The sequence below is a fragment of the Streptomyces sp. NPDC057565 genome, from assembly GCF_042801455.1.
In the GTDB taxonomy this organism is placed as follows: domain Bacteria; phylum Actinomycetota; class Actinomycetes; order Streptomycetales; family Streptomycetaceae; genus Streptomyces; species Streptomyces yanii.
Genome location: NZ_JBHVFU010000012.1, coordinates 132,513 through 155,543, shown reverse-complemented (window position 1 = coordinate 155,543; position 23,031 = coordinate 132,513). Strand labels below are relative to the sequence as shown.

Sequence of the window (23,031 nt, the reverse complement as noted above, 5' to 3'; positions counted from 1 at the left end):
CGCGCGGGCGGATGGGGCGGGGTGCGCCGCGGGCGGATGGGGCGGGGTGCGCCGCGGGCGGATGGGGCGGGGTGCGCCGCGGGCGGATGGGGCGGGGTGCGCCGCGGGCGGATGGGGCGGGGCCTCGCTCCCGGGTCAGGGAGCGGGGGTCAGAGGGTCAGGACAGGTGGGTGCAGGGGGTCAACGACGACCGTCGTGGCCCCAACCGGCGTGGTTGCGGTTCTTGTTGTCGCGGTTCTTGTGGTCGCGGTCCTTGTGGTCGCAGTTCTTGTGATCGCGGTCCTTGTGGCCCCAACCGGCGTGGTTGCGGTTCTTGTTGTCGCGGTTCTTGTGGTCGCGGTTCTTGTGGTCGCGGTCCTTGTGATCGCGGTCCTTGTGATCGCGGTCCTTGTGGCCCCAACCGGCGTGGTTGCGGTTCTTGTTGTCGCTGTTCTTGTGGTCGCGGTTCTTGTGGTCGCGGTCCTTGTGATCGCGGTCCTTGCGGTCGCGGTCCTTGCGGTCGCGGTCCTTGTGATCGCGGTTCTTGTGGTCGCGGTCCTTGTGGTCGCGGTCCTTGTGGTCGCGGTCCTTGTGGTCGCGGTCCTTGTGGTCGCGGTCCTTGTGGTCGCGGTCCTTGTGGTCGCGGTCCTTGCGGTCGCGGTCCTTGCGGTCGCGGTCCTTGCGATCGCGGTCCTTGCGGTCGCGGTCCTTGTGATCGCGGTCCTTGTGATCGCGGTCCTTGCGGTCGCGGTCCTTGCGGTCGCGGTCCTTGTAGTCGCGGTCCTTGTAGTCGCGGTCAAGGCTGCGGTTGGTGCCGTTGTCGGATCCGGGGCTGTCGTACTGGATCTCGCCCAGGGCGACGCCGGAATACGAGCTCGGCCGGCCATAACCGCGGTCGTTGTCGGCGGCGGCGGCCGGGAGAGCGGCGGCGCCCACCAACGCGCCGGCAGCAATGACGGTAGCAGTGAACCGCCATGCGGAACGGGACATGAAAACCCCTCAGGTGCAGGCCCGGACCGTGTGGTCCGAGCGTTGATCGATCCCGGCGTGAAGCCGAGAGCGCACACTTTGGCCTGATAGCCCGATTTATGACATTTGCCTCGATGCGTGTTACGAAATGCAGACATTTCCGTCACACGCGCGTGCATTAGGCACGCATTCAACTACCCGGGCACCTGTCGATCACTGACCGCTGCATCTACCCGCTCGATACCGGCACACCCGGCACAGCGCGCACCACGTCGAGCCGTGTACACCACAGCTCACCCTTGCGAGAAAGGCGCGGATTTCTGTAACAGCCGTCGCTCGCCCGATCTCGAACGGGCTTTCTGCTACCCGGAGAAAGGAGAAAGAGGGTTCCACCTCCCCGCCCGCGGCCGCCGATCATTGCGCGGCAGGCGCGGCGGTGGTTCAGTGGGAGCCGAAGTTATGAATCGAGGTTCAGATCATCATGGCCTACCGCCCCACCGCCCGTACCGAGGCGACCCGGCTCGCGCATCGCCAGCGGCTGCTGGACGCCGCGCGGCAACTGCTGTCCGAGGGCGGATACGCCGCGGCCAGCATCTCCGCGCTCGCCGAGCGAGCCGGAGTCGCCACCGGCAGCGTCTACAACCACTTCGCCTCCAAGCAGGAGCTGCTCGCCGCGGTCTTCCGTCATGTCGCCGGTCATGAGCTCACCGCGGTACAGCAGGCCGTGGGCGCCACAAGAGGGGCGGCGGAGCAGTTGCGCACCCTGGTCGAGGTCTTCGCGTTCCGGGCGCTGCGAGCACCCCGCACGGCCTGGGCGCTGCTTGCCGAGCCGGTCGATCCGCTGGTCGAGGCGGAGCGGCTGGCCTATCGCCGCGGCTACCACACCCTCGCCGAGATGATCATCGCCGCGGGGATCGAGGCCGGCGAGCTGCCCGTGCAGAACGTCCGGCTCTCGGCCGCCGCGGTGATCGGAGCGATCAGTGAGGCGCTGCTCGGTCCGCTCTCCCCGGTGGGGGAACGCACCGACCCGGAGCCGATCGTGGCGGAGATCGCCACACTGTGCCTGAGAGCGGTGGGAGCGGGCGGCACCTGACCGCGCACCGCCGTACCAGCAGAGCAACCTCCCGGCCGAAACTCCTACCGCCGACGTCAGACAGGACCGCCGCCATGACCGTCACCGCCCACCCCACCGGCCTCCGCTCGGGGGCTCCCGCATCGCACCCCACCCACGAGGTCACCAATCAGGTGCCGCCCCGGACCGGCCTGGACGAGTACGGCACCAATCCACCGCTCTCCGAGGCGGTACGGGCATTCGGCGCGGCCTGGCACGAGCCGGAGCTCCATGAGATCGGCAGCCTGGTCGGCTCGGAACCCTTCCAGAAGAATGCGGAGCTCGCGCACACCTCGCCTCCCGTGCTCCGCACCCACGACCGGTACGGCAATCGCGTCGACGAAGTCGAGTTCCACCCCGCGTACCACGAGGTCATCGGCGCGGCCGTGGGCTACGGCACGCACACCGCGGCCTGGGCCGACCCGAAGCCGGGTGCCGCGGTCGCGCGGGCGGCGTCGTTCATGCTGTTCGCCCAGATCGAGCCGGGTCACGCCTGCCCGATGTCGATGTCGCACGCCGTGGTCCCCGTCCTGCAGCGCGACGGCGAGGTGGGCCGTGACTGGCTCCCGGGCCTGCTCAGCCGCTCGTACGACCCCCGGCTGATCGCTCCGGGCAGCAAGTCGGGGCTGACGTTCGGCATGGGCATGACGGAGAAGCAGGGGGGATCCGACGTTCGCGCCAACACCACCCGCGCGGTTCCGGTGGCCTCCGACCCCGACGGCCGGACCCACCTGCTGACCGGCCACAAGTGGTTCTTCTCGGCCCCGCAGTCGGACGCCTTCCTCGTTCTGGCCCAGGCCCCGGCCGGGCTGACCTGCTTCCTCGTACCGCGTGTGCTGGCCGACGGCACCCGTAACACCGTCCGTATCCAGCGGCTGAAGAACAAGCTCGGCAACAAGTCGAACGCGTCGTCCGAGGTGGAGTTCGACGGAACCTGGGCGGTGCGGGTCGGCGAGCCCGGTCGCGGCGTTCCCACCATCATCGAAATGGTCAACCACACCCGTCTGGACTGTGTTCTCGGCACCACCGCGGGCATGCGCCAGTCGGTGTCCGAGGCGATCTGGCACGCGCAGCACCGCAGCGCCTTCGGTGCCAGGCTGGTCGAGCAGCCCGCCATGACAGCGGTCCTCGCCGACCTGGCCCTGGAGACGGAGGCGGCGACCTGGACCTCGCTACGCCTCGCCCGGGCCTACGAGACCGGCAGCAGCGAGTCCGAGACGATGTTCCGCCGACTGGCCACCGCGGTGTCCAAGTACTGGATCTGCAAGCGCGGTCCGCACCACGCGTACGAGGCCCTGGAGTGTCTGGGCGGCAATGGCTACACCGAGGACTGGCCGCTCGCCCGGCGCTACCGCGAGCAGCCGGTAATGGCGGTGTGGGAGGGCTCCGGCAATGTGATCGCGCTCGATGTGCTGCGTGGTATTGCCAGGACCCCACAGTCCCTGGATGCCTTCTGGGCCGAGCTGGAGACCACAGCCGGGGCCAGTGCTGTGCTGGACGCCCATGTGCGTCGGGTGCGTCAGGAGCTGGTCGCGGATCTGCGCGATCCGCTCGCCGCGGAGTTCCGTGCGCGGGCGACGGTCGAGGGAATGGCGCTCGCCCTGCAGTCCTCGCTGATGCTGCGGCATGCTCCGGCACCCATGGCCGAGGCGTTCGTCGCCGCACGCCTCGGCGCGGACCGCGGTCACCAGTACGGCATCCTGCCGCGCGGCACCGACACCACGGCGATCGTGGAGCGGCATTTCGGTGCGCGTTAACTTGGTGTGCATGAAGTCGAGATCCCGCACCCTGTGGCTACGAACCGAACCCCTCCATGCGGTCACGTATTTCGATGCGCACTGCCGCGCCATGGGCAAGTCCCTTGGCCTGAAGGGGTTCACAACTGCTGGGCATGCAAGCCGCTTTGGCGCAGGTAGCCACGATTGAGTGAACGGCGTGACGATCTGCGGGAATGCCTGGCGGGGCGTGCGTAACGTTCTCGGTGCGATCTGGGACGCCGGGTGTGGCGTCAGCAGTCGGGGCCCCCGCGCCACCAGCGAGATGGTTCGGGGCCTCCCCGTCGCCTCTGGCCACACCCATATGGCCAGGTCGTGAGGGATACCGCCCGCCTGGGACGGACCGCATACGGGATATGCGTCGCCGACCGGGACGCGAAAGCGGAGGACCAGTGCGCCCAAGACCGTTCGGGGCGTGCCGGTGAGCCAGGACTCACTCCTGCTCACTGCCCAGGAACGGTTCTGGATGGGGTATTTCGCCGCGCGCACCGCCCCGATGGGGCGGGCCGACCCGGGTGCGGCCGCCGCACTCGGCGTCTTCGCCCCCGGGATGGTGGCGCGGGCACTGCCCGCGGCGTGGCAGATCGTCGCTCCCGGGGCGATGAGGACATGCGCGCCCAGCGGGCCGCCGAGGCGCTGCGCAGGGTGATCCCCGGCATCGAGGCCCGAGCCGGTGAGCTCTGCCCGCCGTTGGCGGCCATGGTGGAGGACGCGCCCCTGATGGCCCGGCCCCTGTTCGCCGCCAACCGCCCGCTCTGCGACCGCGATGAACCGGTGGAGAGGCTGTGGCAACTCGGCACATCTGTACGGGAGTTCCGGGGAGACGCCCATGTAGCCGTGCTCGCCGACCATGGTCTGGACGCTCCGGAGGCCCTCGTTCTCGCCGCCGCGACCGACCGGGTCCCCCGCGAGGGGATCCGGCTCGACCGGGGCTGGAACGAGGAGGAGTGGGCTGCGGCCCAGGAGCGGCTGCGTGCGCGCGGACTCGTCGACGCGGACGGAGCCGCCACGCCGCGCGGCCATGAGGAGCGGGCTCTGATCGAGGACGCCACCGACCGGTTGGCCGCCCGGCTGCTGCGCACGCTCGACGACACCACCGTGGATACACTTCTCGCCGCGCTGGAGCTGCCGACACGACGGGTGCTGGAGGCCAAGGTGCTGCCGTTCCCCAATCCCATCGGGCTGCCGGCCCCGTCGGTGGAGTGAACCTCAGCAGTTCTGCGCCGGTGTCCGTGGATCCGCAGGCGGCCGGCGTCGCGCCCGGCCGAGGAGGACGACCGAACACACCGCCGCGAACGCGCACCAGGTCGAGACGGACTCCAGCCGCCACAGCGCCGCGCACACCCCAGCCCCGACGGCGACGAGGACGCCGAGCAGCCGGAGCAGCCGGTCGCCGGAGAGCAGCAGAGAGCCGACCGTGGCCACGAGGTAACCCACGACCAGCAGTTCGGAGTGGGGAAGGTCGAGGACATAGCCGAGGGTGTGGTCGCGGATCTCTGCGGTCACGGGGCGGGTGGCCAGACAGGACGCGAGGGAGGCGGCGGTCACGGCGCCCACCGTGAGCGGGATCAGGAGTCGGTGCCGGGCATGCGGCGGCGCGGCGCACAGCACACCGAGCGGCACCCACAACGCCAGCAGCGGCAGGGCGATGACGGCCCAGGCCACGGTGGCGGGGCCCGTGCCGCCACCGGAGCGCCAGACGATCGACTCGATGATCTGATGGGTTCCGAGGAGCAACGGCAGTGCGGCGAGCGGCAGATCACGGGTCCGGCGGGTGCGCGCGACGCAGGCCGCTCCGATCGCGGCGATGCCCGTTCCGGCCACGAGATCGGCGGTGGCACTCCAGCACATGGCGTCATCCCGCCCCGGAATCGCACGGATCGATCTCTGGCAGGGGCAACGCTACGGTCCGAGCGGCCGGCATCTGCGGTGACACGAGCGCCGAGGGCGCCCGCAGGCTGCCCCTGCCGGGGTTCGTCGAGGACTTCGGCAAGCTGCACCGCTCGTGCGGCAACTGCTCCACGATGTAAGGACGGCACGTCCAGCTGCAGAACATCCGAGTCATCTCGCCGGGAGACAGCCTCGTGGGCATCAACACCGACTACAGTGACACGGCCGAGTTCTCGGGCCTCACGATCCATGACGATGCCGGCGCCGATATCGACATCTGCACCGAGTACAAGGGTGTGATGAACGGCGAGCCCACCGGGATCGGTACCGGAGCGGATGGCAGCAACCGCATCCGCTCCGCCTCGGACATCACCTACGTCGGCTGAGAACCGATCGCGACCACGACGGTCCGGCCGTGGCCGACCCGCCGGCGGCAGATCGCGCGCAGGAGAACCACGACCAGCGCGGCAAGGGCGGCCGCGCCGAGGACCGCCGCAGCGCGTTCGGCCACCGGCGTACCCGACCTGCGCAGCAGATCGACCGGTTCCGCCTCGTATGCGCCTGTGCCGCCGCCCACGAGCGGTGCCGCGGGTTCGGGCTCCGCGGCGCCGGTCCACGAGACGGGCCCGCGCGCAGCCGGTTCCGCGGCGCCGTTCTGCGCTGCGGGTCCACGCGCGGCCGCTGCCGCCTCCGACAGCTGTGCGGAGAGGCACCCGGCGAACTGCCCGATGAGCTCGTCGCTGACGTCGCTCATCACTCCGCGGCCGAACCGGGCGGGCTGTCCCGTGATCGTCAGGTCGGTGTCGAGCGTGACGGTCGTGCCGCCGCCGCGCTCGACGAGCGTCCCGGTGACGGCGGCCGCGGCCATGCCCTGGCCCCGCACCTCCTTGCCCTTGGCTGCCAGCACGATCAGGTGCTCCGGTTCGTCCTTCTCCAGGAAGGTCGCCGTGCCGCGGTAGGTCACGGTGATCGGCCCCACCCGCACCTCGGCGGAGCCCTTGATGGTCTCGCCGTCGAAGTCCTCCACGATGGCGCCGGGCATGCAGTGCGAGACCCGCTCGACGTCGAGCAGCGCCCGCCACGCCTCGTCGACCGGTACCGGAACGGTGAATGAGTTGTGCAGCTGCATGGTCTCCTCCTCACACGGCCTTCGGTCGCGGCCGGTGGATCGCCCCGGCCGTGTCCGCCAGGGGGGCGCCGGTACCGCCCCAGCGAAGCGCGACGATCTCCGCGGCGATCGAGACGGCCACCTCCTCGGGGGTACGGGCGCCGAGGTCGAGGCCGATGGGCGAGCGCAGTCTCGCGAGCTCCGCCTCGCCGAGTCCCGTCTCGCGCAGCCGGGCCAGACGATCCTCATGGGTGCGGCGGCTCCCCATCACGCCGATGTACGCGGCCGGGGAGCGCAGGGCCACCTCCAGCAGCGGGACGTCGAATTTCGGATCGTGGGTGAGTACACACATCACGGTCCGCTCGTCGGTGTCGGTGCCGCGCAGGTAACGGTGCGGCCAGTCGACGACCACCTCCGCCCCGGCCGGGAAGCGGCGGGCATCGGCGAAGGCCGGGCGGGCGTCGCACACCGTGACCCGATAGCCGAGGAACGCGCCGATGCGGGCCACGGCGGCGGCGAAGTCGATCGCGCCGAAGACCAGCATGCGCGGCGGCGGCGCGAACGACTGCAGGAACACGGTGACGTCGTCCTCGCGGCGTTCGCCGCGCGGTCCGTAGTGACGCAGGCCCGTTGCCCCTTGGGCCAGTTCACCCCGGGCGTCGGCGGTAACGGCGACGTCGAGGCCGCTGGTGCCCAGGGAACCGGACACCGTGTCCGGCCATACGGCGAGCGCGGCGCCGCGCGGGGCGGGGCCGTCGGTCACGGTGGCGACCACCACCGGACGGTGTGCGGCGACCGATGCGGCGACCTCGCCGAACGCGGGGTCGGTGACGGCCGACACGGGACGTACCAGGACGGTGATCTCGCCTCCGCAGGTGAGCCCGACGGCGAAGGCGTCCTCGTCGCTGTATCCGAAGGTGTGGAGCTGTGCCCGTCCGGTCTCCACGACCTCCTTGGCCAGGTCGAAGACGGCGCCTTCGACGCAGCCGCCGGAGACGCTGCCCACGACTTCGTCTCCGGGCCCCACCGCCATCGCCGCCCCGGGGCCGCGGGGCGCGCTGCGGGTGACCGCGACGACCGTCGCAAGTCCGAACGGTTCACCGCAGGCGTACCAGCGGCTCAGCACCGGGAAGATCTCACGCATGGCACTCACCGCCTGCCGGTGCGGCTCCACCGACGACGGCCGCCGACTGCTCCAGGGCCTGCAGGCTGTATTCGTCGACGAACGCGTCCACGCTGGGCAGCGCTGCTGCCATGACCACTGCCCGTGCTTCGGAACCCGGTGCGGCCCGGCGCGGGTTGGACCGCACCACCCGGTGTGCCGGCCGGTGCAGCCACCGCATCCGATCCGCGAGCAGCGCGGAGTGGCCGCGCTCCCGGCCGTCGGAGAGCACGACGGCCGCGGTTCCACGTGCGGTGGCGCGTCGCCCCCCTGTGTCGAGGACGGCACCCGGCATCTCGCCCTGCCGGGTGCCGTCGCTCCGGTCGGGGACGGCCGCCGCAACGACGGCCGGTGCCGTGTCCGGATCGCGGTGCGTCATCTCGCGGGTCACCCGGGTCAGCCGGGTGCCGATCGTGAACACTTCCATGAGATACGGGTCATACGTCCTCCGCGGGACGGGAACAGCCCTGAAGGCATGGGGGAAGCCTTCCCGTTGTGTCCCCCTCCGCCGTGCAGCCGCGCGCACCGCGACGACACCGGTCACTCGGCGGCGGGCCACGCCCTGATCCGGTCCGATCCGGATCCAAGGCCTCAGCTCGACACATCGGTCCAGGCGTACGGCTTGCCGAGGGGACCCTTGGGGGGTCCGGCACCCACCGCCTCCATTTCGCGGTCAGCCTCTCTCATCAGCTGGCCGGCGACATCCTTCATCGCGCGGCTCGCCGCGAGTTCGTCACCGATGCTGGGGATATCCACGTCCGTCGGGTTGCAGCGCGCCACCCCGTGGCCGGTGAGCTTCTCGGAACCGGTGTCCAGCACGGCTTCGGCCTTGGTCGTGCCCTCCTCCTCGGACAGATCCAGGCGGAGCTTCCATTCCAGCGTGCGTGTCATTGCGCACCTCCTCGCCCGCGCGCGGCCACGGTGAGCCGCCACGACGCGGTCCTGTTCTCAGCATCTCTCCACCCGCGTCCGTTCGCGCGCTCCCGCCCCGGCCCCTTCTGGTCGGCACGATGCGATCTGGTCGGCACGATGCGATCGGCCGACGGCTGCTCGCGCTGCAGAGTGTTCACCACCGAAATATGATGCAGGCGGCAGCCGGAAGAAGGGCCTCACGGTTCCGTCCCGCCACGTCAGGCCCTGTGTGTTGCGGCTCGCGAACAAATGCACTGCGGAGCGGCCCATGAACCGGCGTCGTCCTCCCACTTCGGTGAGTTCGGAGGAGCTGCTCGCCACGTTGCAGCGGCTCACCGCCCGGGCGCGGCAGGAGGTGCAGCTGCACCAGGCGCGCGTGGAGCTGGCCGAGGCGCTGCAGCGCGAGATGCTGCCGGCCACCCTGCTCACCCGCCCCGGTCTGCAGACGGCGGCCCGTTACGCGCCGGCCCGCAGTGGCCTGGACATCGGTGGCGACTGGTACGACTGCTTTCCGCTGCCGAACGGCACGCTCGCCTTCGCCATCGGGGACGTACAGGGCCATGACGTCGAAGCCGCCGCGTTCATGGGGCAGATCCGGATCGGGATGCGGGCGTTCGCCGCCACGACCTCGGATCCGGGCGAGATACTGAGCCGCACCAATGATCTGTTGCTGTCCGTCGACAGCACGCTCTTCGCGACCTGCACGTTCGCCCGTCTCGACACGCGCACGTGGGTACTCGACACCGCGCGCGCCGGACATGTGGCCGGGGTATGGGCGACGGTCGACGGACGCTCCGGCATCTTCGAGGACGCGGGCGGTCTGCCGCTGGGCATTCAGGCCGGTCCGCAGTATCCGGTCACGCGGCACCGGCTGACGGCCCCGGGGGCGTTCGTGCTGCTCACCGACGGCGTGGTCGAGGGGCCGTCGTTCCCGATCGAGGAGGGCCTGGACACGGTGGTGCAGCTGGTGGCCCCACGCGCCGCGGCCGGGGCCGACGAGCTGGCCGACGCGGTGCTGCAGGCGGCGGAACGCACCGGGCACGAGGACGATGCCGCCGTACTCGTCCTGCGCCACGACGCACCCCGGGCCGCACAGCGTGACGACCGGTGACGCCGGCAGCGCACCGTGAGCATCCCCGAGCCGAGCGTGTCACACAGCCGCCGCCCCGGGCCCGCGGTGTCTCATGAGAGCTGTGATCCGCAGTGAGGGAACCAGAGGCACGGCGGTGACCGCCCTCAGCATCCTGGCGGTTGCCGCCGCCTACTACGCTGCGGGACAGATCGGTCTGCTCAGGCAGGTGACCGTCCACGGCGCCAGAGTCACCCCCCTCTGGCCACCGACGGGCATCGCACTGAGCGCTCTGCTCTATCTCGGCCTGCGTATCTGGCCCGGTATCGCTCTTGGATCCTTGCTCGTCGTCGCCACCGTCACCGGTCCGGTCAACCTCGCAACCCCCGGCATCGTCGCAGGCAACACGCTCGCGCCGGTCTGCGCGTACCTCATGCTCCGTCAGGCCGGATTCCGGAAGGAGCTGGACCGGCTGCGTGACGGGGTGGTCCTGGTCTTCCTCGGTGCGATGGCCGGGATGCTGATCAGCGCCTCCATGGGCACGACCATGCTGGCCGTCACCGGCAGGCTGCCGTTCGGCCAATTCTGGCCGGTCTGGGCAGCCTGGTGGGCGGGGGACGCCATGGGCGTACTCATCGTCACCCCCGTGCTCCTCGTGATGCGCAGGGCGCGGCTGCCGCGGAGGACCGACCGGTGGGCTGAGGCGACCGCGCTGGCAGTCGTCTGCGTCGTGCTCGGCCTGGTGGCCACCAGAAGCTCACTGTCGATGCTCTACGTGACGTTCCCGGTGCTCATCTGGGCCGCGCTGCGCTTCCAGCTCGCGGGCAGCGCGCCGTGTGCCCTGGTGCTGTCCGTGCTGGCGATCATCGCGGGCAGCGAGAAAGTGGGACCGTTCACCGGTCACACGATCCTTGAGATCATGCTCAATCTGACGGTCCTCAACGGCTCCATGGCCCTCACCGCGCTGCTGCTGGCATCGATCGTCAGCGAGGGCATGAATGTCCGGCACAGGATCGAGCAGGCCTGCGAGGAGCTCGCCGAGGTGGTGGAACATCTCGCGCCGGGAAGATCGGCGACCGCGTGGCCGCCCCGACACCGGCACAAGCGCGACGGTCACTGACCTTCACACTGAGCGTCACCGCGGGAAGTGGCGGTCCAGGAAGTCGTTGCGGAAGGTGCCGGACGGGTCGTACCGGGCCATCAGCTTCTCGAAGTCGGCGTACTGCCCGTACAGCGCGCGCAGCGTCTCGGGCGCGGTCGTGAACACCTTGCCCCAGTGCGGCCGGGCCCCGAACGGTGCGAGCGCCTCCTCGATCGCGCCGAGCACCGGCGTGACGGCGGCCGTGTCCGGGACCCAGGTGAAGTGGAAGGCCACGGCGTCGATGCCGCTTGCGGGGCTGAGCCACAGGTCGTCGCGGGCCACGGCGCGGATCTCACCGATCTGCAGCAGCGGGGCGATCCGGTCCCGGATCCGGTCCAGTGCCTCGTACGCCGCCGCGGCGTCGCGCCGTGCCACGAAGTACTCCGACTGCAGCTCGTCCCCGTTGCTGGGGGTGAACTCCAGCCGGAAGTGAGGCAGTCGTCGGTGCCAGGCGCCGGGGACGCCCTGCTGCCGGGTACAGTTCTGAGCGGGCATGCCGTGGATCGGGTGTCGCGGGCCGTCCGCGAGCCGTGCACCGAGCCATTCGGCGGGTGCCTGCCGCGCTCCTCCGGCGTCCACCCGCTGCTTGAGCCAGACCTGGTTGACCGGGCCACCGCGCCAGTCGGTGAAGAGGCTGACGCTGTATGCGGCGGACATCACCTCGTCGAATCCGTCCGGATCACCGAGCCGGGACCGCGGCAGATCCTCGTAGACCCACTGCTGAACGTCGAAGGCGGGCACCAGGTCCAGGGTCAGCCGGGTCACCACCCCCAGGGCGCCCAGGGCGACCACAGCGCCGGGGAAGTCCGCGTCGCCGCGCTTCAGCTCCACGATCCCGCCGTCCGCCGTGACCATCTCCAGCGCCCGGACCGCTCCGGCGATCGAACGGTTGCCGATGCCCGAGCCGTGCGTGCCGGTCGCGCAGGCGCCCGCCACGGAGATGTGCGGCAGTGAGCCCAGGTTGTGCAGGGCGTAGCCGTTCTCATGGAGGACATCGGAGAACTCCCCGAAGCGCAGACCCGCGCCGACGGTGACCGATCCGGCCGCCGGGTCGATCTCGACGACGTGGTCCAGTCCGGCCAGCGACACGAAGTCTCCGGCCGTGTCCGCGACGGTGCTGAAGGAGTGCCGGGTGCCCAGTGCCCGTACCGTGGTGCCGGAGGCCACGATTTCCTGGATCCCGGCCATCGAGCGGGGGGCATGGAGGCGCCGCGCCCCGAAGGTGATGTTTCCGGCCCAGTTCTTCTCCGCGGGAGTCACCGCACGCCTTCTTTCTCTTGCTTGCCGGCGCTCGCCGCCATGGGTGCATCCTCCCAGACGTGGGTGCGGCATCGCGAGGGCGTGACATATCCGCACATAATCCCAGGGCGGAACCCGCCAAATACCAACAGCCGACCGCAGACCTCCTGTATCCAGCGCGGAACGGGACGAGATCCGAGCCATCGTTTATGTCTGAACTTCACGAGAACTCCAGCGAAATGGCACGTGTGTGGATATCGTGCAGCGAGCGAGGGCGCATCCGTCAGTCCATAGGATCGGCGGATGCGTCTCGTTTGTGGAGATGCAACTGTGACTGGGGGGTTCATGGGGCATGTCGAGCTACCCGAATCCGACATTCCCGGATCCGTGGGACTGGCGGGGGCGCCACTACGACGGACCACTTCAAACCGGCCTCGCAGCAGGGAACTTGAACAGCTGTGGAGTGCCCCGACCGTACAGCGCGAACGTTCTGACCAGACGCTCGCCCCGAACAGACGACCGGGCCGGCACCTGCCGCTCGTCCTCGGGGCCGATCTACTCGGGCTGGGGATACCGGCCTGGCTCATCCTTCGCACGGGCGGGCTCCCGCAGGCCCAACTGTCGGCACTCGTCGCCGCGTTGGTGTGGTGCGGAACCCGGCTGGCGCGTGGCCGGTACACAGCCGGGCGGCCGGGGGGCCTCCGAGGCGTACTGACCGCGCCCGGGGACTGGCTGCTGCTCATCGGCGCACTGGCCGTCCTCAGCGCGGTGTTCGGCAAGCCGGTACGACCGGTGACCGTGGTCGTGGCACTCCTGCCCGGCCTGCTGGTGACCGTGGCCGTTTCGCTCGTGCGCCAACTCCCGTGGCCAGGAAGTCGGCAACGCGCCGAGCACCGCGTGCTGGTGGTCGGTGAGGCTTCGGGGGTGGACCGGGCGGTGCGGTTGCTCGGTTCCCGAACGGACCACGCATACAACGTCGTTGCGGCCATACCCGTCGGAGAGGCATCACTGGGCTGCGAGGTCCCGGTCCCGGGGCACCTCGCACCGGCTCCCGCCGACGACGACGTGTCGACGGTGCTGGGCGGAGCCTTCGCCCATGAGGCGGACCTGGCGCTGGTGATACCCGGACCACAGCTCTCCGGGGAGCGGCTGCGGCAACTGTCCTGGGGCCTGCACGACGGGGGGCTGCAGCTGTCCGTGCTGTCGGACCTCTCGGAGATCGCGGCAGGCCGGGTCCGGCCCGCCTCGGCGGCCGGGCTGACGCTGCTGCACATCGTGCCTCCGCTCCGCCGCGGGCCACAGATGGCCCTGAAGGGTGCGGTGGACCGCATGGGTGCGGCGCTCGGACTGGTGCTACTGGCGCCATTGTTGCTCCTGATCGGGGCAGCCGTACGGATCACATCCGAGGGCCCGGTGTTCCACCGCCAGATCCGCCAGGGCCGGCACAACCGGCCGTTCACCATGTGGAAGTTCCGCACCATGGTCGAGGACGCCGAAACGCACAAGGCGGAGCTCCTCGCAGCGAACGAGAACGACGGTGCGATGTTCAAGATCCGCCGTGATCCCCGGGTGACGCGGATCGGCCGGCTGCTGCGCCGGAGCTCGCTCGACGAGCTGCCGCAGCTGCTCAATGTCGTCCGCGGCGAGATGTCCCTGGTGGGTCCTCGTCCGCCTCTTCCGGAGGAGGTGTCCCGCTACGACGAGCGTGAGCTCCGGCGGCTCGCGGTCCGGCCCGGGCTGACCGGGCTGTGGCAGGTCAGCGGGCGTTCCGACCTCTCCTGGCAGGAGACCGTTTCGCTCGATCTGTGGTACGTCGACAACTGGTCGGTGGCCACGGACCTGGGACTCATGGCCCGTACGCTGCGCGCCGTCACCGACGGCCGCGGGGCGTACTGAGAGCGGCGGGAACCGGATGCGGAAGATGAACCTCGACCGACCGTACGGGGTCGGCCGGGCGGGCCGGGGGCGCTCTGCGGCGGCCCGCCCGGCCCGGCCGGGGGCGCGGTCAGTCCCGGGCGTCCTGGTGGTCCAGCCACCAGGCGTAGGTCCGGGCGATGCCGTCACGCAGCGGAATCTGCGGCTTGAAGCCGAGGGAGGAGAGGCGGGAGACGTCGAGAAGCTTGCGCGGGGTGCCGTCGGGCTTCGTCGTGTCCCACGAGATACGACCTTGGTAGTCCGTCACATCCTGGACGGTGGACGCGAGTTCGCGGATCGTCAGATCCTCGCCGCAGCCGATGTTCATGGGTTCGTCGCCGTCGTAACGCTCCAGGAGCAGAAGGCATGCGGCGGCCAGGTCGTCGACGTGCAGGAACTCGCGCCGGGGGCTGCCGGAGCCCCAGAGGGTGACCTCCGGTGCACCGTCCCGTCCCGCCTCGTGGAAGCGGCGGATCAGGGCGGGCAGGACGTGCGAGGACTCCGGGTCGAAGTTGTCGCCGGGCCCGTAGAGATTGGTGGGCATGGCGCTGATGTACGAGGCGCCGTACTGCCGCCGGTACGACTGGGTCTGCACGATCCCGGCGATCTTGGCAAGCGCGTAAGCCTCGTTGGTCGGCTCCAGAGGGCCGGTGAGCAGGGCGTCCTCGGGGATCGGCTGGGGAGCGCGCTTGGGGTAGATGCAGGACGAGCCGAGGAAGAGCAACCGCTCGACCCCGGCGGCGTGCGCACCGGCGATCACGCTCAGCTGGATGCGCAGGTTGTCCTCGAGAAACTGCACCGGATACGTGCTGTTGGCCATGATCCCGCCGACCTTGGCGGCTGCCAGCACCACGGCGTCCGGGCGGATGTCACGCAGAAAGGCTTCGGTCGGTACGGCATCGCGCAGATCGAGCCGGTCACGGCCGCGGGTGATCACCTCGTGGCCTTCGGCGGTGAGACGGCGCACCACCGCCGAGCCGACGAGACCTCGGTGTCCCGCGACGAATATGCGGGAGCCAGGACGTAGCAGGGGGCGGACGGATTCCTGGGGAGGGCCGGGGAGATCAGTCGTCATGGTTCGGATTGTGCCAGTAACCGTATGTCGCGGTGACGTTTTGCCGCGGATCGCTCAGATCACGATATTTCGGTGCACCAACAGCAACACAGACGACCACAGAAGGGGGGAGTCGTGGCGAAGACCGCGCTCATCACCGGCGTGACCGGGCAGGACGGCTCGTACCTGTCCGAGCTGCTGCTCGACAAGGGGTACACGGTCCACGGCCTCATACGCCGCTCGTCGAGTTTCAACACCGAGCGGATCGACCACATCTACCAGGGCCCTGAGGAGGAGAACCGGTCCTTCGTCCTGCATCACGCCGATCTCGCCGACGGAGTCGCGCTGGTGAACCTGCTGCGCGACATCCAGCCCGACGAGGTCTACAACCTGGGTGCGCAGTCGCACGTCCGGGTCTCGTTCGACGCGCCGCTGTACACCGGCGACATCACCGGGCTCGGCACCATCCGACTGCTGGAGGCGGTCCGCGCCAGCGGCATCGACACCCGGATCTACCAGGCGTCGTCGTCCGAGATGTTCGGCGCCACTCCACCGCCGCAGAACGAGACGACCCCGTTCCATCCGCGCAGCCCGTACAGCGTCGCCAAGGTCTACTCGTACTGGGCGACGGTCAACTACCGTGAGGCGTACGGAATGTTCGCGGTCAACGGGATCCTCTTCAACCATGAGTCCCCGCGCCGTGGCGAGACCTTCGTGACCCGCAAGATCACCCGCGGCGTCGCACGGATCAAGGCGGGGCTCCAGCAGCACCTCCACCTCGGCAATCTCGATGCCGTACGGGACTGGGGTTACGCCCCCGAGTACGTCGACGCGATGTGGCGGATGCTGCAGTGCGACTCGCCGGACGACTACGTGGTGGCCACCGGCGAAGGGGTCAGTGTCCGGCAGTTCCTGGAGTTCGCCTTCGAGCACGCCGGGCTGGACTGGCGGGATCATGTCCGGTACGACGCGAAGTACGAGCGCCCCAGCGAGGTCGACGCCCTGATCGGCGACGCCACCAAGGCCGAGGAACTGCTCGGCTGGAAGCCCGTCGTGAAGGCACAGGAGCTGGCCGGGATCATGGTCGAGGCGGACATCCGGCAACTCTCCGATCAACTCACCGGTGCAGCCGTGCGGGTGGATCGATGAGAGCACCAGGACGTCTCAGACGCAGTGGTGTGTACGCCGCCGTCCTCGCGCTCGCCGCGGGCGCACTCACCACCTCGGCGGCCACCGCTCCCCCGGCCGCGGCGCTGACTCCGCCGGTCGGCTTCACGGCCGACAACCTGACCACTTATCAGACCAACGGGATCGTCTGGGCACTCGCCGAGGCGAACGGGGTGGTGTACGCGGGCGGCACCTTCACCAACGTACGGCCGGCCGGTGCCCCGGCGGGCAGCAGCACGACGCCCGCCGTCAACTTCGCCGCGTTCAACGCGGCCACCGGGGCGCCCACCGGCTGTTCGCTCTCCTTCACCCGCAGCAGCGGCACCGCCACGGTCCGGGCGTTCGCGCTCTCCCCCGACAAGTCCACGCTGTACGCCGGTGGATACTTCAACGCTGTCAACGGGACGGCCGCCAACGGCCTGGTGGCCATCAACACCGCGACCTGTACCCTCCGTTCGGGGTTCGCGCCGAACTTCGGGGCGACCGTACGGGCGCTCGACGTGGCCGCGAACGGCACGGTCTACGCGGGCGGCGACTTCCAGACGGTGGGTGGCCAGACCCGGCGCTTCTTCGGCGCCGTCACCGCGGCCGGTGCCGTGACCGCGTGGAACCCGGACGCCGACGATCCCGGCCGGGCCCTCAAAGTCACTCCGGACGGCCGGAACGTCCTGATCGGCGGCGACTTCTTCACCGTCGGCGGCGCCGACTCGCACGCGCTCGCCGTGACCGACGCCGGCTCGGGCGCGCTGACCCGCGCCTACACCGGCAACTTCATCCCGTCCACCGCGGTCATCAAGGACATCGTCACCGACACCGCCTCCGACGGCTGGTACGTCGCGGGCGAAGGCACGGGAGGCGGCTCCTTCGACGGCCGGCTCGCGATGCGGCTCGGTACGTTCGACCAGCGCTGGCGGGACACCTGCCAGGGGGCGACACAGACGCTGCGGGTCTACCGGGGAGTGCTGTACGCGGGCAGCCATGTCCACGACTGCTCCACCATGGGCGGCTTCCCGAACCAGGTCCGCAAGCACCTCACCGCCCAGTCCGTCGACGATCCGGCGATGCTCGGCTGGCTCCCGGACACCAATGACGGAATCGGTGAGCCGGTCGGGCCGCGCGCCCTGACCGTGTCCTCCCGCGACGGCCGCGACTTTCTCTGGGTGGGCGGCGAGTTCACCACGGTCAACGGGGTCGCCCAGCAGTCCCTGACCCGGTTCGCCAACACGCCCGACACGGGCACGCCGTCCGTGCCCGCCGTCAGTGTCTCCGCTCCCCGGGCCGGTGAGGTGAAGGTCAGCTGGCGGTCCAGCCTGGATCTGGACGACAGCCTGCTCACCTATCGGATCTACCGCGACGGCGGCTCGACACCCGTGTACACGACGCAGGGGTCCTCCCTGTTCTTCAGCCGCCCGCAGCTGACGTTCACCGACACCGATGTGGTGGCCGGACGGACGTACTCGTACCGGATCACGGCGAGCGACGGGACCAACACCAGCGCCCTGTCGGCCGCCGCCTCCGTCACCGCGGCCGCCTCGGCGAGCCCGTACCAGGAGCGGGTGCTCGCGGACGGTGCCAATCTGTACTGGCGCTACGACGAGGCGGGCGGGGCGTTCGCCGCGGATGCCTCGGCCGGTGGCGACGGCGGGGTGTACATGAACGCGCCGACGTACCGGTCCACTCCGGCCGCGGTCGCGGGTTCGGCGGCACTGTCGCTGAACGGCACGGACGAGTACGTGTACAGCGACCGATTGCACCACTACACCTCGCCGACGCCGTACTCCGTAGAGACATGGTTCCGGACCAACACCACGCGCGGCGGCCGGATCGTCGGATACGGCAACAACATCGGCACCGCCCAGGGCCACACCAGCAGCATCTCCGACAAGCTCGTCTACATGACCGATGACGGGCGCCTCGCCTTCGGCGTCCAGGTCGGCAGCACCAGCAGCAGGCCCACCCTCACCACAACGGCTTCCTACAACGACAACACCTGGCACCATGTCGTCGCCACCCAGGGACCGTCCGGCATGCGGCTGTACGTGGACGGGGTGGCCGTCGGATCCAACACGACGGCGGGCAACCGCTCGTACAACGGGTACTGGCGGGTGGGCGGCGACGCCATGCCGACCGCCTGGCCGAACCGTCCCACCAGCACCTACTTCGCCGGGCAGGTCGACGAGACCGCGGTCTACCCGTCGGCGCTGACCGCCGCCCAGGTCGCCGCGCACCACACCCTGGCGGACACCCCGTCCGGCCCCGGCGACACCACCGTGACGCTCACTCCGGACGACGACGCGTACGTCAACAGCGTCGCGCCGAACACCAACTACAACGACAACCAGCTCGCCTCGCGCGGCAGTACGGCGTATCTGAGCTATCTGCGCTTCACCGTGCCCGCGGCCCCTGCCGGACAGGTCCTCAAGGGCGCCCGGCTCATGTTCCGCACGTCGTCCGACTCGACGGCGGGCTCCTCCGACAGTCACACCGTGGTACCGGTCACCGGCACCTGGACCGAGTCGGCGGTCACCTACAACACCCGGCCGTCGCTCTCCTCGACCGTGCTGGGGACCATCACCGGCGCGACCTCGGTCTCCACCGACCACTCGGTGGAGCTGAACGCACCGGCACTGGGCGGAGCACTCGGCTCCGTCTATTCACTCGCCCTGACCAGCAGCGGGACGGACAGTCTCCGCATCTGGTCGAGCGAGGTATCAACCGCGGCCTACCGGCCGCAGCTCGTTCTCACCTTCGGAGCTGAATGATGAACGAAAGTACGGGGCGCAGACGCGCGGGACGTGGCCGGGTGCGTGCCGCGTCCGCCGCGCTCTGCCTGCTCGCCGGAGCCCTGGCCGCGACCGCGGTCGGGGCCTCCCCGGCGGCGTCTCTCACACCGCCGGTCTCGCTCACCGCGGACAACCTCTCCACCTGGCAGACCAACGGCATCGTGTGGTCGATGGCGGCGACGGGCGGGGTCGTCTACACCGGCGGCACCTTCTCCACCGTCCGTCCCCCGGGCGCGGCGGCCGGCACGTCCGAACAGCCCGCGGTCAACTTCGCCGCGTTCGACGCGGCGACCGGCGCACCGACCGGCTGCAGCCTGTCGTTCACCCTCTCCTCCGGAACGGCGACCGTTCGGGCCCTCGCCCTCTCCCCCGACAACACCACGCTGTACGCGGGCGGGCAGTTCGGTGCGGTGAACGGGGTCGGCGTCAGCAATATCGCGGCGATCGACACGGCGACCTGCACCCCGCGCCAGGACTTCAAGGTCGCCGTCTCGGCGACCGTACGGGCCCTGTCCGTCACGGACGACACCGTCTATCTGGGCGGCGACTTCAACACCGTCGCCGGTCAGACCCGGAACAAGTTCGCCGCGGTCACCACCGGCGCCCAGCTGAAGCCGTGGACGGCCAACACGGACGAGGTGGGCCGCGCCGTCCAGGTGACGCCCGACGGGCAGCATGTGCTCATCGGCGGTGACTTCTTCACCGTCAACGGCACCACGTCGCACGCCCTCGCCGTCGTGGACGCCACCACAGGTGCGATCACCAAGAGCTACCCGGGCTTCATCCCGAACACTTCCACGGTGCAGGACCTGACCACGGACGCCACCGGCTTCTACACCGCCAACGAAGGTACCGGAGGCGGTGTCTTCGACGGACGGATCGCGCTGAACCTCAGCAACTTCGAGCAGCGCTGGCGGGACACCTGCCTCGGCGCCACGCAGGCCGTGCTGGTCCACGACGGGGTCCTGTACAGCGGCAGTCACGCCCATGACTGCTCCAGCATGGGCGAGTTCCCGGACCAGCCGCGCAAGCATCTCCTCGCCCAGTCGGTGAACGACCCGAAGCTGCTGCCGTGGTTCCCGGACACCAACGACGGCATCGGGGAGCCGGTCGGACCGCGGGTGATGGCCCAGACCGACCAGGGCGGGCACCACTACCTGTGGGTCGGCGGTGAGTTCACCACGGTCAACGGCGCCGCCCAGCAGGGCCTGACCCGGTTCGCCGACGGCCCGGACACCGGGGCCCCGTGGGTGCCCAACGTCAGCCTCTCCACGGTCGCCCCGGGCAAGGTCGAGGTCAACTGGCAGACCAGCTTCGACACCGACGACGGGGAACTCACGTACCGGATCTACAAGGACGGTGCGAGCACCCCCGTGTACACGACCACAGGATACTCGGTGTTCTGGGACCGGCCGCAGCTGAGATGGACCGACACCGACGTGGCTCCGGGCGAGACACACACGTATCGGATCAGCGCGAGCGACGGCACCAACACGAGCGCCAAGTCCCCCGCCCAGACCGCCACCGTGGCCTCCGCAGCGGAGAGTTACCCGGCCAGGGTGCTCGCCGACGGTGCGTCGCTGTACTGGCGGTACGACGAGGGGACGTCGACGTTCGCCGCCGACACCGGGACCGGTCTGGACAACGGCTTCCTGCGCAACAGCCCGGCCTACCGGCAGACTCCGGCCGCGGTCTCCGGACCGTCGACCGCGATCGGCTTCAACGGCACCACCCAGTACGCGTACAGCAACGAGCGGCACGCGCAGCCGACCAAGTTCTCGGTGGAGACCTGGATCAAGACCACCACCACCGGGGGAGGGAAGATCATCGGCTTCGGCAACCTGACCATGCAGAACAGCAACCAGTACGACAAGCATGTGTACATGCGCAATGACGGGCGGCTGATCTTCGGCGTGTACAGCGGCGGCACCCGGACCATCACCACCTCCGGGGCGTACAACGACGGCGCCTGGCACCATGTCGTCGCCACGCAGGGCAGCTCCGGCATGGCGCTGTACGTGGACGGGCAGCTGCGCGCGTCCAACATCCTGTACACCGCCAACGAGAACTACAACGGGTACTGGCGGGTCGGCGGGGACAACCTTTCCAGCTGGCCGAACCGTCCGACGAGCGACTTCTTCGCCGGGCAGATCGACGAGACCGCCGTCTACCCGACCGCGCTCAGCAGCTCCACGATCAGTGCCCACTACGCCCTGAGGACGGGTGGATGAGGTATCCGTTCCTGGCCGGCGCCGCCGTCGTCGTACTGACGGCGGCGCTGGCCGCCTGCGGCTCGTCCTCCGACGGAAAACACCGGGAGGCGGGTGACGCGAAGCCGTCGGCCGCCGAGTCCCCCGTCGCGGCGGCGACGGCCGGGCCCGACGCCGGCGTGTCCGCCGGCCCGTCGGCGAAGAAGACGAGCGAACCACCGAAACTGCCCACCGACGAACTCACCCCGGCCACCGGCTCCTTCACGAAGAGGCAGAAGGAGTACCTGGTCGACCGGGTGCCCAAGGGGATGGACCCGGCAGCGGTGCTCCAGACCGGCCAGGAGACCTGCGACAAGCTGTCGTACCTGGTCAAGGTCGACAAGGACACCGCGGTCGCGGCCATCGTCACCGGCGAGGTCGCCGGTGCGAAGCCCGCTGTCGCGCACCTGTGCACCGACCATCAGGACCTGGTGGACCGGGCCGCTCTGGGGTACGCCGACGGCACGTACAAGAACCAGCAGATCCGGCCGGGCCGCTACTACGCCGTCACCCCCACGAAGAGCTGCACCTGGCAGGTCACGGGGGCGGGCGGCAAGAACCTGGCGTCGGGCGCCTCCGGCTCCGGGAAGCGGGTGGGGATCACCGTCGCGACGACGGCCCGCGCCTTCACCTCCACAGGCTGCTACGCCTGGCTGCCCGAAGGAGACAAGGGATGAGCAAGCTGCCGATAGCCGTGGCGATCCCCACGAAGAACGAGGGCCTCAACATCGCCGAGGCGGTGAAATCGGTCCTCGGCCACTTCGAGGCGGTCGTCGTCGTCGACTCGCACAGCACCGACGACACGGCGAAGATCGCCGAGAGCTGCGGCGCCGAGGTGGTCACGTACACCTGGGACGGGGGTCATCCGCGGAAGAAGCAGTGGTGCCTGGAGAACGTCCGCACGGACCTCGACTGGATCCTGCTGCTCGACGGCGACGAGCGGCTCAGCCCCGGTCTGCTGGCCGAGCTGCGGCAGCTCTTCGCCGATCCCGGGGCACCGAAGCCGGCGGCGTACGACATCCCGCTGGGCTACTGGTTCTCGGGCCGTAGGCTGCGCCACGGGTACACCATCCGTAAGCGGTCCCTGACCGACCGGACACGGTGCCACTATCCGGAGGTCGGAGATCTCGCGGCGCCCGGGATCGGCGAGGTAGAGGGGCACTACCAGCCGGTCGCGGCGACGGCGGGTACGCTCCGTCACCCGATCGAGCACCAGGACCTCGACCCGGTGACGGCGTGGTTCGAGCGGCACAACCGCTACTCGGACTGGGAGGCGTGGCTGGAGCACCATCCGGACGTCAAGGAGCAGGTCCGGAAGGTGAAGTCGCGCCAGGGTCAGCTGTTCCACAAGGCGCCGTTCAAGCCGCTGGTGTCGTTCGCGTACATGTACGTCTACCGGCGGGGCTTCCTCGACGGGCGGGCGGGCTTCGACTTCGCGCTGGCGATGAGTTTCTACCGGTGGCAGATCGCCCTCAAGTCCCGTGAGGGCAAGGTGGGGTGAGCCTCCCG

21 protein-coding genes are annotated in these 23,031 nt (G+C 69.9%); 13 read left to right on the top strand and 8 right to left on the bottom strand.

From position 1 onward, the window contains the following. Positions 1-180: 180 nt before the first annotated feature. On the bottom strand, positions 181-969 hold the full coding sequence (locus ACFU8W_RS22995) for a hypothetical protein (RefSeq protein ID WP_384040118.1): 789 nt from the start codon (positions 967-969) through the stop codon (positions 181-183). Positions 970-1,429: 460 nt separating this feature from the next. Between ACFU8W_RS22995 and ACFU8W_RS22990 the strand changes: the two genes are divergently transcribed. From ACFU8W_RS22990 to ACFU8W_RS22975, 4 genes are all read left to right on the top strand, one after another. Further along, a complete protein-coding gene (locus tag ACFU8W_RS22990; RefSeq protein WP_384040115.1) occupies positions 1,430-2,041 on the top strand; it encodes a TetR/AcrR family transcriptional regulator in 612 nt (203 codons plus the stop codon). A gap of 74 nt (positions 2,042-2,115) precedes the next feature. Beyond that, positions 2,116-3,816, top strand: coding sequence for an acyl-CoA dehydrogenase family protein (locus tag ACFU8W_RS22985; RefSeq protein WP_384040112.1), 1,701 nt, complete (start codon positions 2,116-2,118; stop codon positions 3,814-3,816). Between the two features lie 433 nt (positions 3,817-4,249). Further along, positions 4,250-4,483, top strand: a complete 234-nt coding sequence (locus ACFU8W_RS22980; RefSeq protein WP_384040109.1) for a hypothetical protein — start codon at positions 4,250-4,252, stop codon at positions 4,481-4,483. Beyond that, positions 4,444-5,040: a hypothetical protein gene (locus ACFU8W_RS22975; protein ID WP_384040106.1), complete on the top strand. Its 597-nt coding sequence runs from the start codon at positions 4,444-4,446 to the stop codon at positions 5,038-5,040. Before ACFU8W_RS22980 ends, ACFU8W_RS22975 begins: the two co-directional genes overlap by 40 nt. A 3-nt stretch (positions 5,041-5,043) precedes the next feature. Here ACFU8W_RS22975 and ACFU8W_RS22970 read toward each other — a convergent pair whose 3' ends face one another. Further along, a complete protein-coding gene (locus tag ACFU8W_RS22970) occupies positions 5,044-5,685 on the bottom strand; it encodes a DUF6629 family protein (protein WP_384040103.1) in 642 nt (213 codons plus the stop codon). 194 nt (positions 5,686-5,879) lie between these two features. Between ACFU8W_RS22970 and ACFU8W_RS22965 the strand changes: the two genes are divergently transcribed. After that, positions 5,880-6,110 (top strand): hypothetical protein, encoded by a 231-nt coding sequence (locus ACFU8W_RS22965; protein ID WP_384040264.1) that lies wholly within the window; start codon positions 5,880-5,882, stop codon positions 6,108-6,110. On the opposite strand, the gene ACFU8W_RS22960 is transcribed toward ACFU8W_RS22965, so the two are convergent. The 4 genes from ACFU8W_RS22960 to ACFU8W_RS22945 all read right to left on the bottom strand — a co-directional run bounded on the left by ACFU8W_RS22960 (position 6,098) and on the right by ACFU8W_RS22945 (position 8,885). Further along, on the bottom strand, positions 6,098-6,853 hold the full coding sequence (locus ACFU8W_RS22960) for an SRPBCC family protein (RefSeq protein ID WP_384040100.1): 756 nt from the start codon (positions 6,851-6,853) through the stop codon (positions 6,098-6,100). The two genes, ACFU8W_RS22965 and ACFU8W_RS22960, sit on opposite strands and share 13 nt — an antisense overlap. A gap of 10 nt (positions 6,854-6,863) precedes the next feature. Next, positions 6,864-7,976: an XdhC family protein gene (locus ACFU8W_RS22955; RefSeq protein ID WP_384040097.1), complete on the bottom strand. Its 1,113-nt coding sequence runs from the start codon at positions 7,974-7,976 to the stop codon at positions 6,864-6,866. Continuing rightward, a complete protein-coding gene (locus ACFU8W_RS22950) occupies positions 7,969-8,421 on the bottom strand; it encodes a VWA domain-containing protein (protein WP_384040095.1) in 453 nt (150 codons plus the stop codon). Before ACFU8W_RS22950 ends, ACFU8W_RS22955 begins: the two co-directional genes overlap by 8 nt. Before the next feature lie 164 nt (positions 8,422-8,585). Next, positions 8,586-8,885, bottom strand: coding sequence for a DUF1876 domain-containing protein (locus tag ACFU8W_RS22945; RefSeq protein ID WP_345510815.1), 300 nt, complete (start codon positions 8,883-8,885; stop codon positions 8,586-8,588). 289 nt (positions 8,886-9,174) lie between these two features. On the opposite strand from ACFU8W_RS22945, the gene ACFU8W_RS22940 reads away from it, so the two are divergent. Both ACFU8W_RS22940 and ACFU8W_RS22935 read left to right on the top strand, forming a co-directional pair. Continuing rightward, positions 9,175-10,017: a PP2C family protein-serine/threonine phosphatase gene (locus ACFU8W_RS22940; RefSeq protein WP_384040091.1), complete on the top strand. Its 843-nt coding sequence runs from the start codon at positions 9,175-9,177 to the stop codon at positions 10,015-10,017. Between the two features lie 82 nt (positions 10,018-10,099). Beyond that, positions 10,100-11,095, top strand: a complete 996-nt coding sequence (locus ACFU8W_RS22935; RefSeq protein WP_384040261.1) for an MASE1 domain-containing protein — start codon at positions 10,100-10,102, stop codon at positions 11,093-11,095. Between the two features lie 15 nt (positions 11,096-11,110). Here the strand turns inward: ACFU8W_RS22935 and ACFU8W_RS22930 are convergent, their stop codons facing one another. Next, complete coding sequence (locus tag ACFU8W_RS22930) at positions 11,111-12,376, bottom strand: FAD-binding protein (RefSeq protein ID WP_384040088.1); 1,266 nt, start codon at positions 12,374-12,376, stop codon at positions 11,111-11,113. 324 nt (positions 12,377-12,700) lie between these two features. Between ACFU8W_RS22930 and ACFU8W_RS22925 the strand changes: the two genes are divergently transcribed. Continuing rightward, entirely contained in the window at positions 12,701-14,251 is a 1,551-nt protein-coding gene (locus tag ACFU8W_RS22925; protein WP_384040258.1) for a sugar transferase, read from the top strand. 109 nt (positions 14,252-14,360) lie between these two features. On the opposite strand, the gene ACFU8W_RS22920 is transcribed toward ACFU8W_RS22925, so the two are convergent. Beyond that, positions 14,361-15,344: a GDP-L-fucose synthase family protein gene (locus ACFU8W_RS22920; protein ID WP_384040085.1), complete on the bottom strand. Its 984-nt coding sequence runs from the start codon at positions 15,342-15,344 to the stop codon at positions 14,361-14,363. A 114-nt stretch (positions 15,345-15,458) separates the two neighbouring features. Here ACFU8W_RS22920 and gmd point away from each other — a divergent pair, with 114 nt between their 5' ends. From gmd to ACFU8W_RS22895, 5 genes are read left to right on the top strand one after another with little or no spacing between them, the layout of a single operon-like run. Then, complete coding sequence (gene gmd / locus ACFU8W_RS22915) at positions 15,459-16,472, top strand: GDP-mannose 4,6-dehydratase (protein ID WP_266989069.1); 1,014 nt, start codon at positions 15,459-15,461, stop codon at positions 16,470-16,472. Further along, positions 16,469-19,252, top strand: a complete 2,784-nt coding sequence (locus ACFU8W_RS22910; protein ID WP_384040081.1) for a LamG-like jellyroll fold domain-containing protein — start codon at positions 16,469-16,471, stop codon at positions 19,250-19,252. Before gmd ends, ACFU8W_RS22910 begins: the two co-directional genes overlap by 4 nt. Further along, complete coding sequence (locus tag ACFU8W_RS22905; RefSeq protein ID WP_384040255.1) at positions 19,252-21,504, top strand: LamG-like jellyroll fold domain-containing protein; 2,253 nt, start codon at positions 19,252-19,254, stop codon at positions 21,502-21,504. Before ACFU8W_RS22910 ends, ACFU8W_RS22905 begins: the two co-directional genes overlap by 1 nt. Next, positions 21,501-22,199 carry a hypothetical protein gene (locus ACFU8W_RS22900; RefSeq protein WP_384040078.1) on the top strand — a complete coding sequence of 233 codons (699 nt, stop codon included), beginning with the start codon at positions 21,501-21,503 and terminating at the stop codon, positions 22,197-22,199. Before ACFU8W_RS22905 ends, ACFU8W_RS22900 begins: the two co-directional genes overlap by 4 nt. Next, positions 22,196-23,023: a glycosyltransferase family 2 protein gene (locus ACFU8W_RS22895; protein WP_384040075.1), complete on the top strand. Its 828-nt coding sequence runs from the start codon at positions 22,196-22,198 to the stop codon at positions 23,021-23,023. Before ACFU8W_RS22900 ends, ACFU8W_RS22895 begins: the two co-directional genes overlap by 4 nt. Positions 23,024-23,031: the final 8 nt, after the last annotated feature.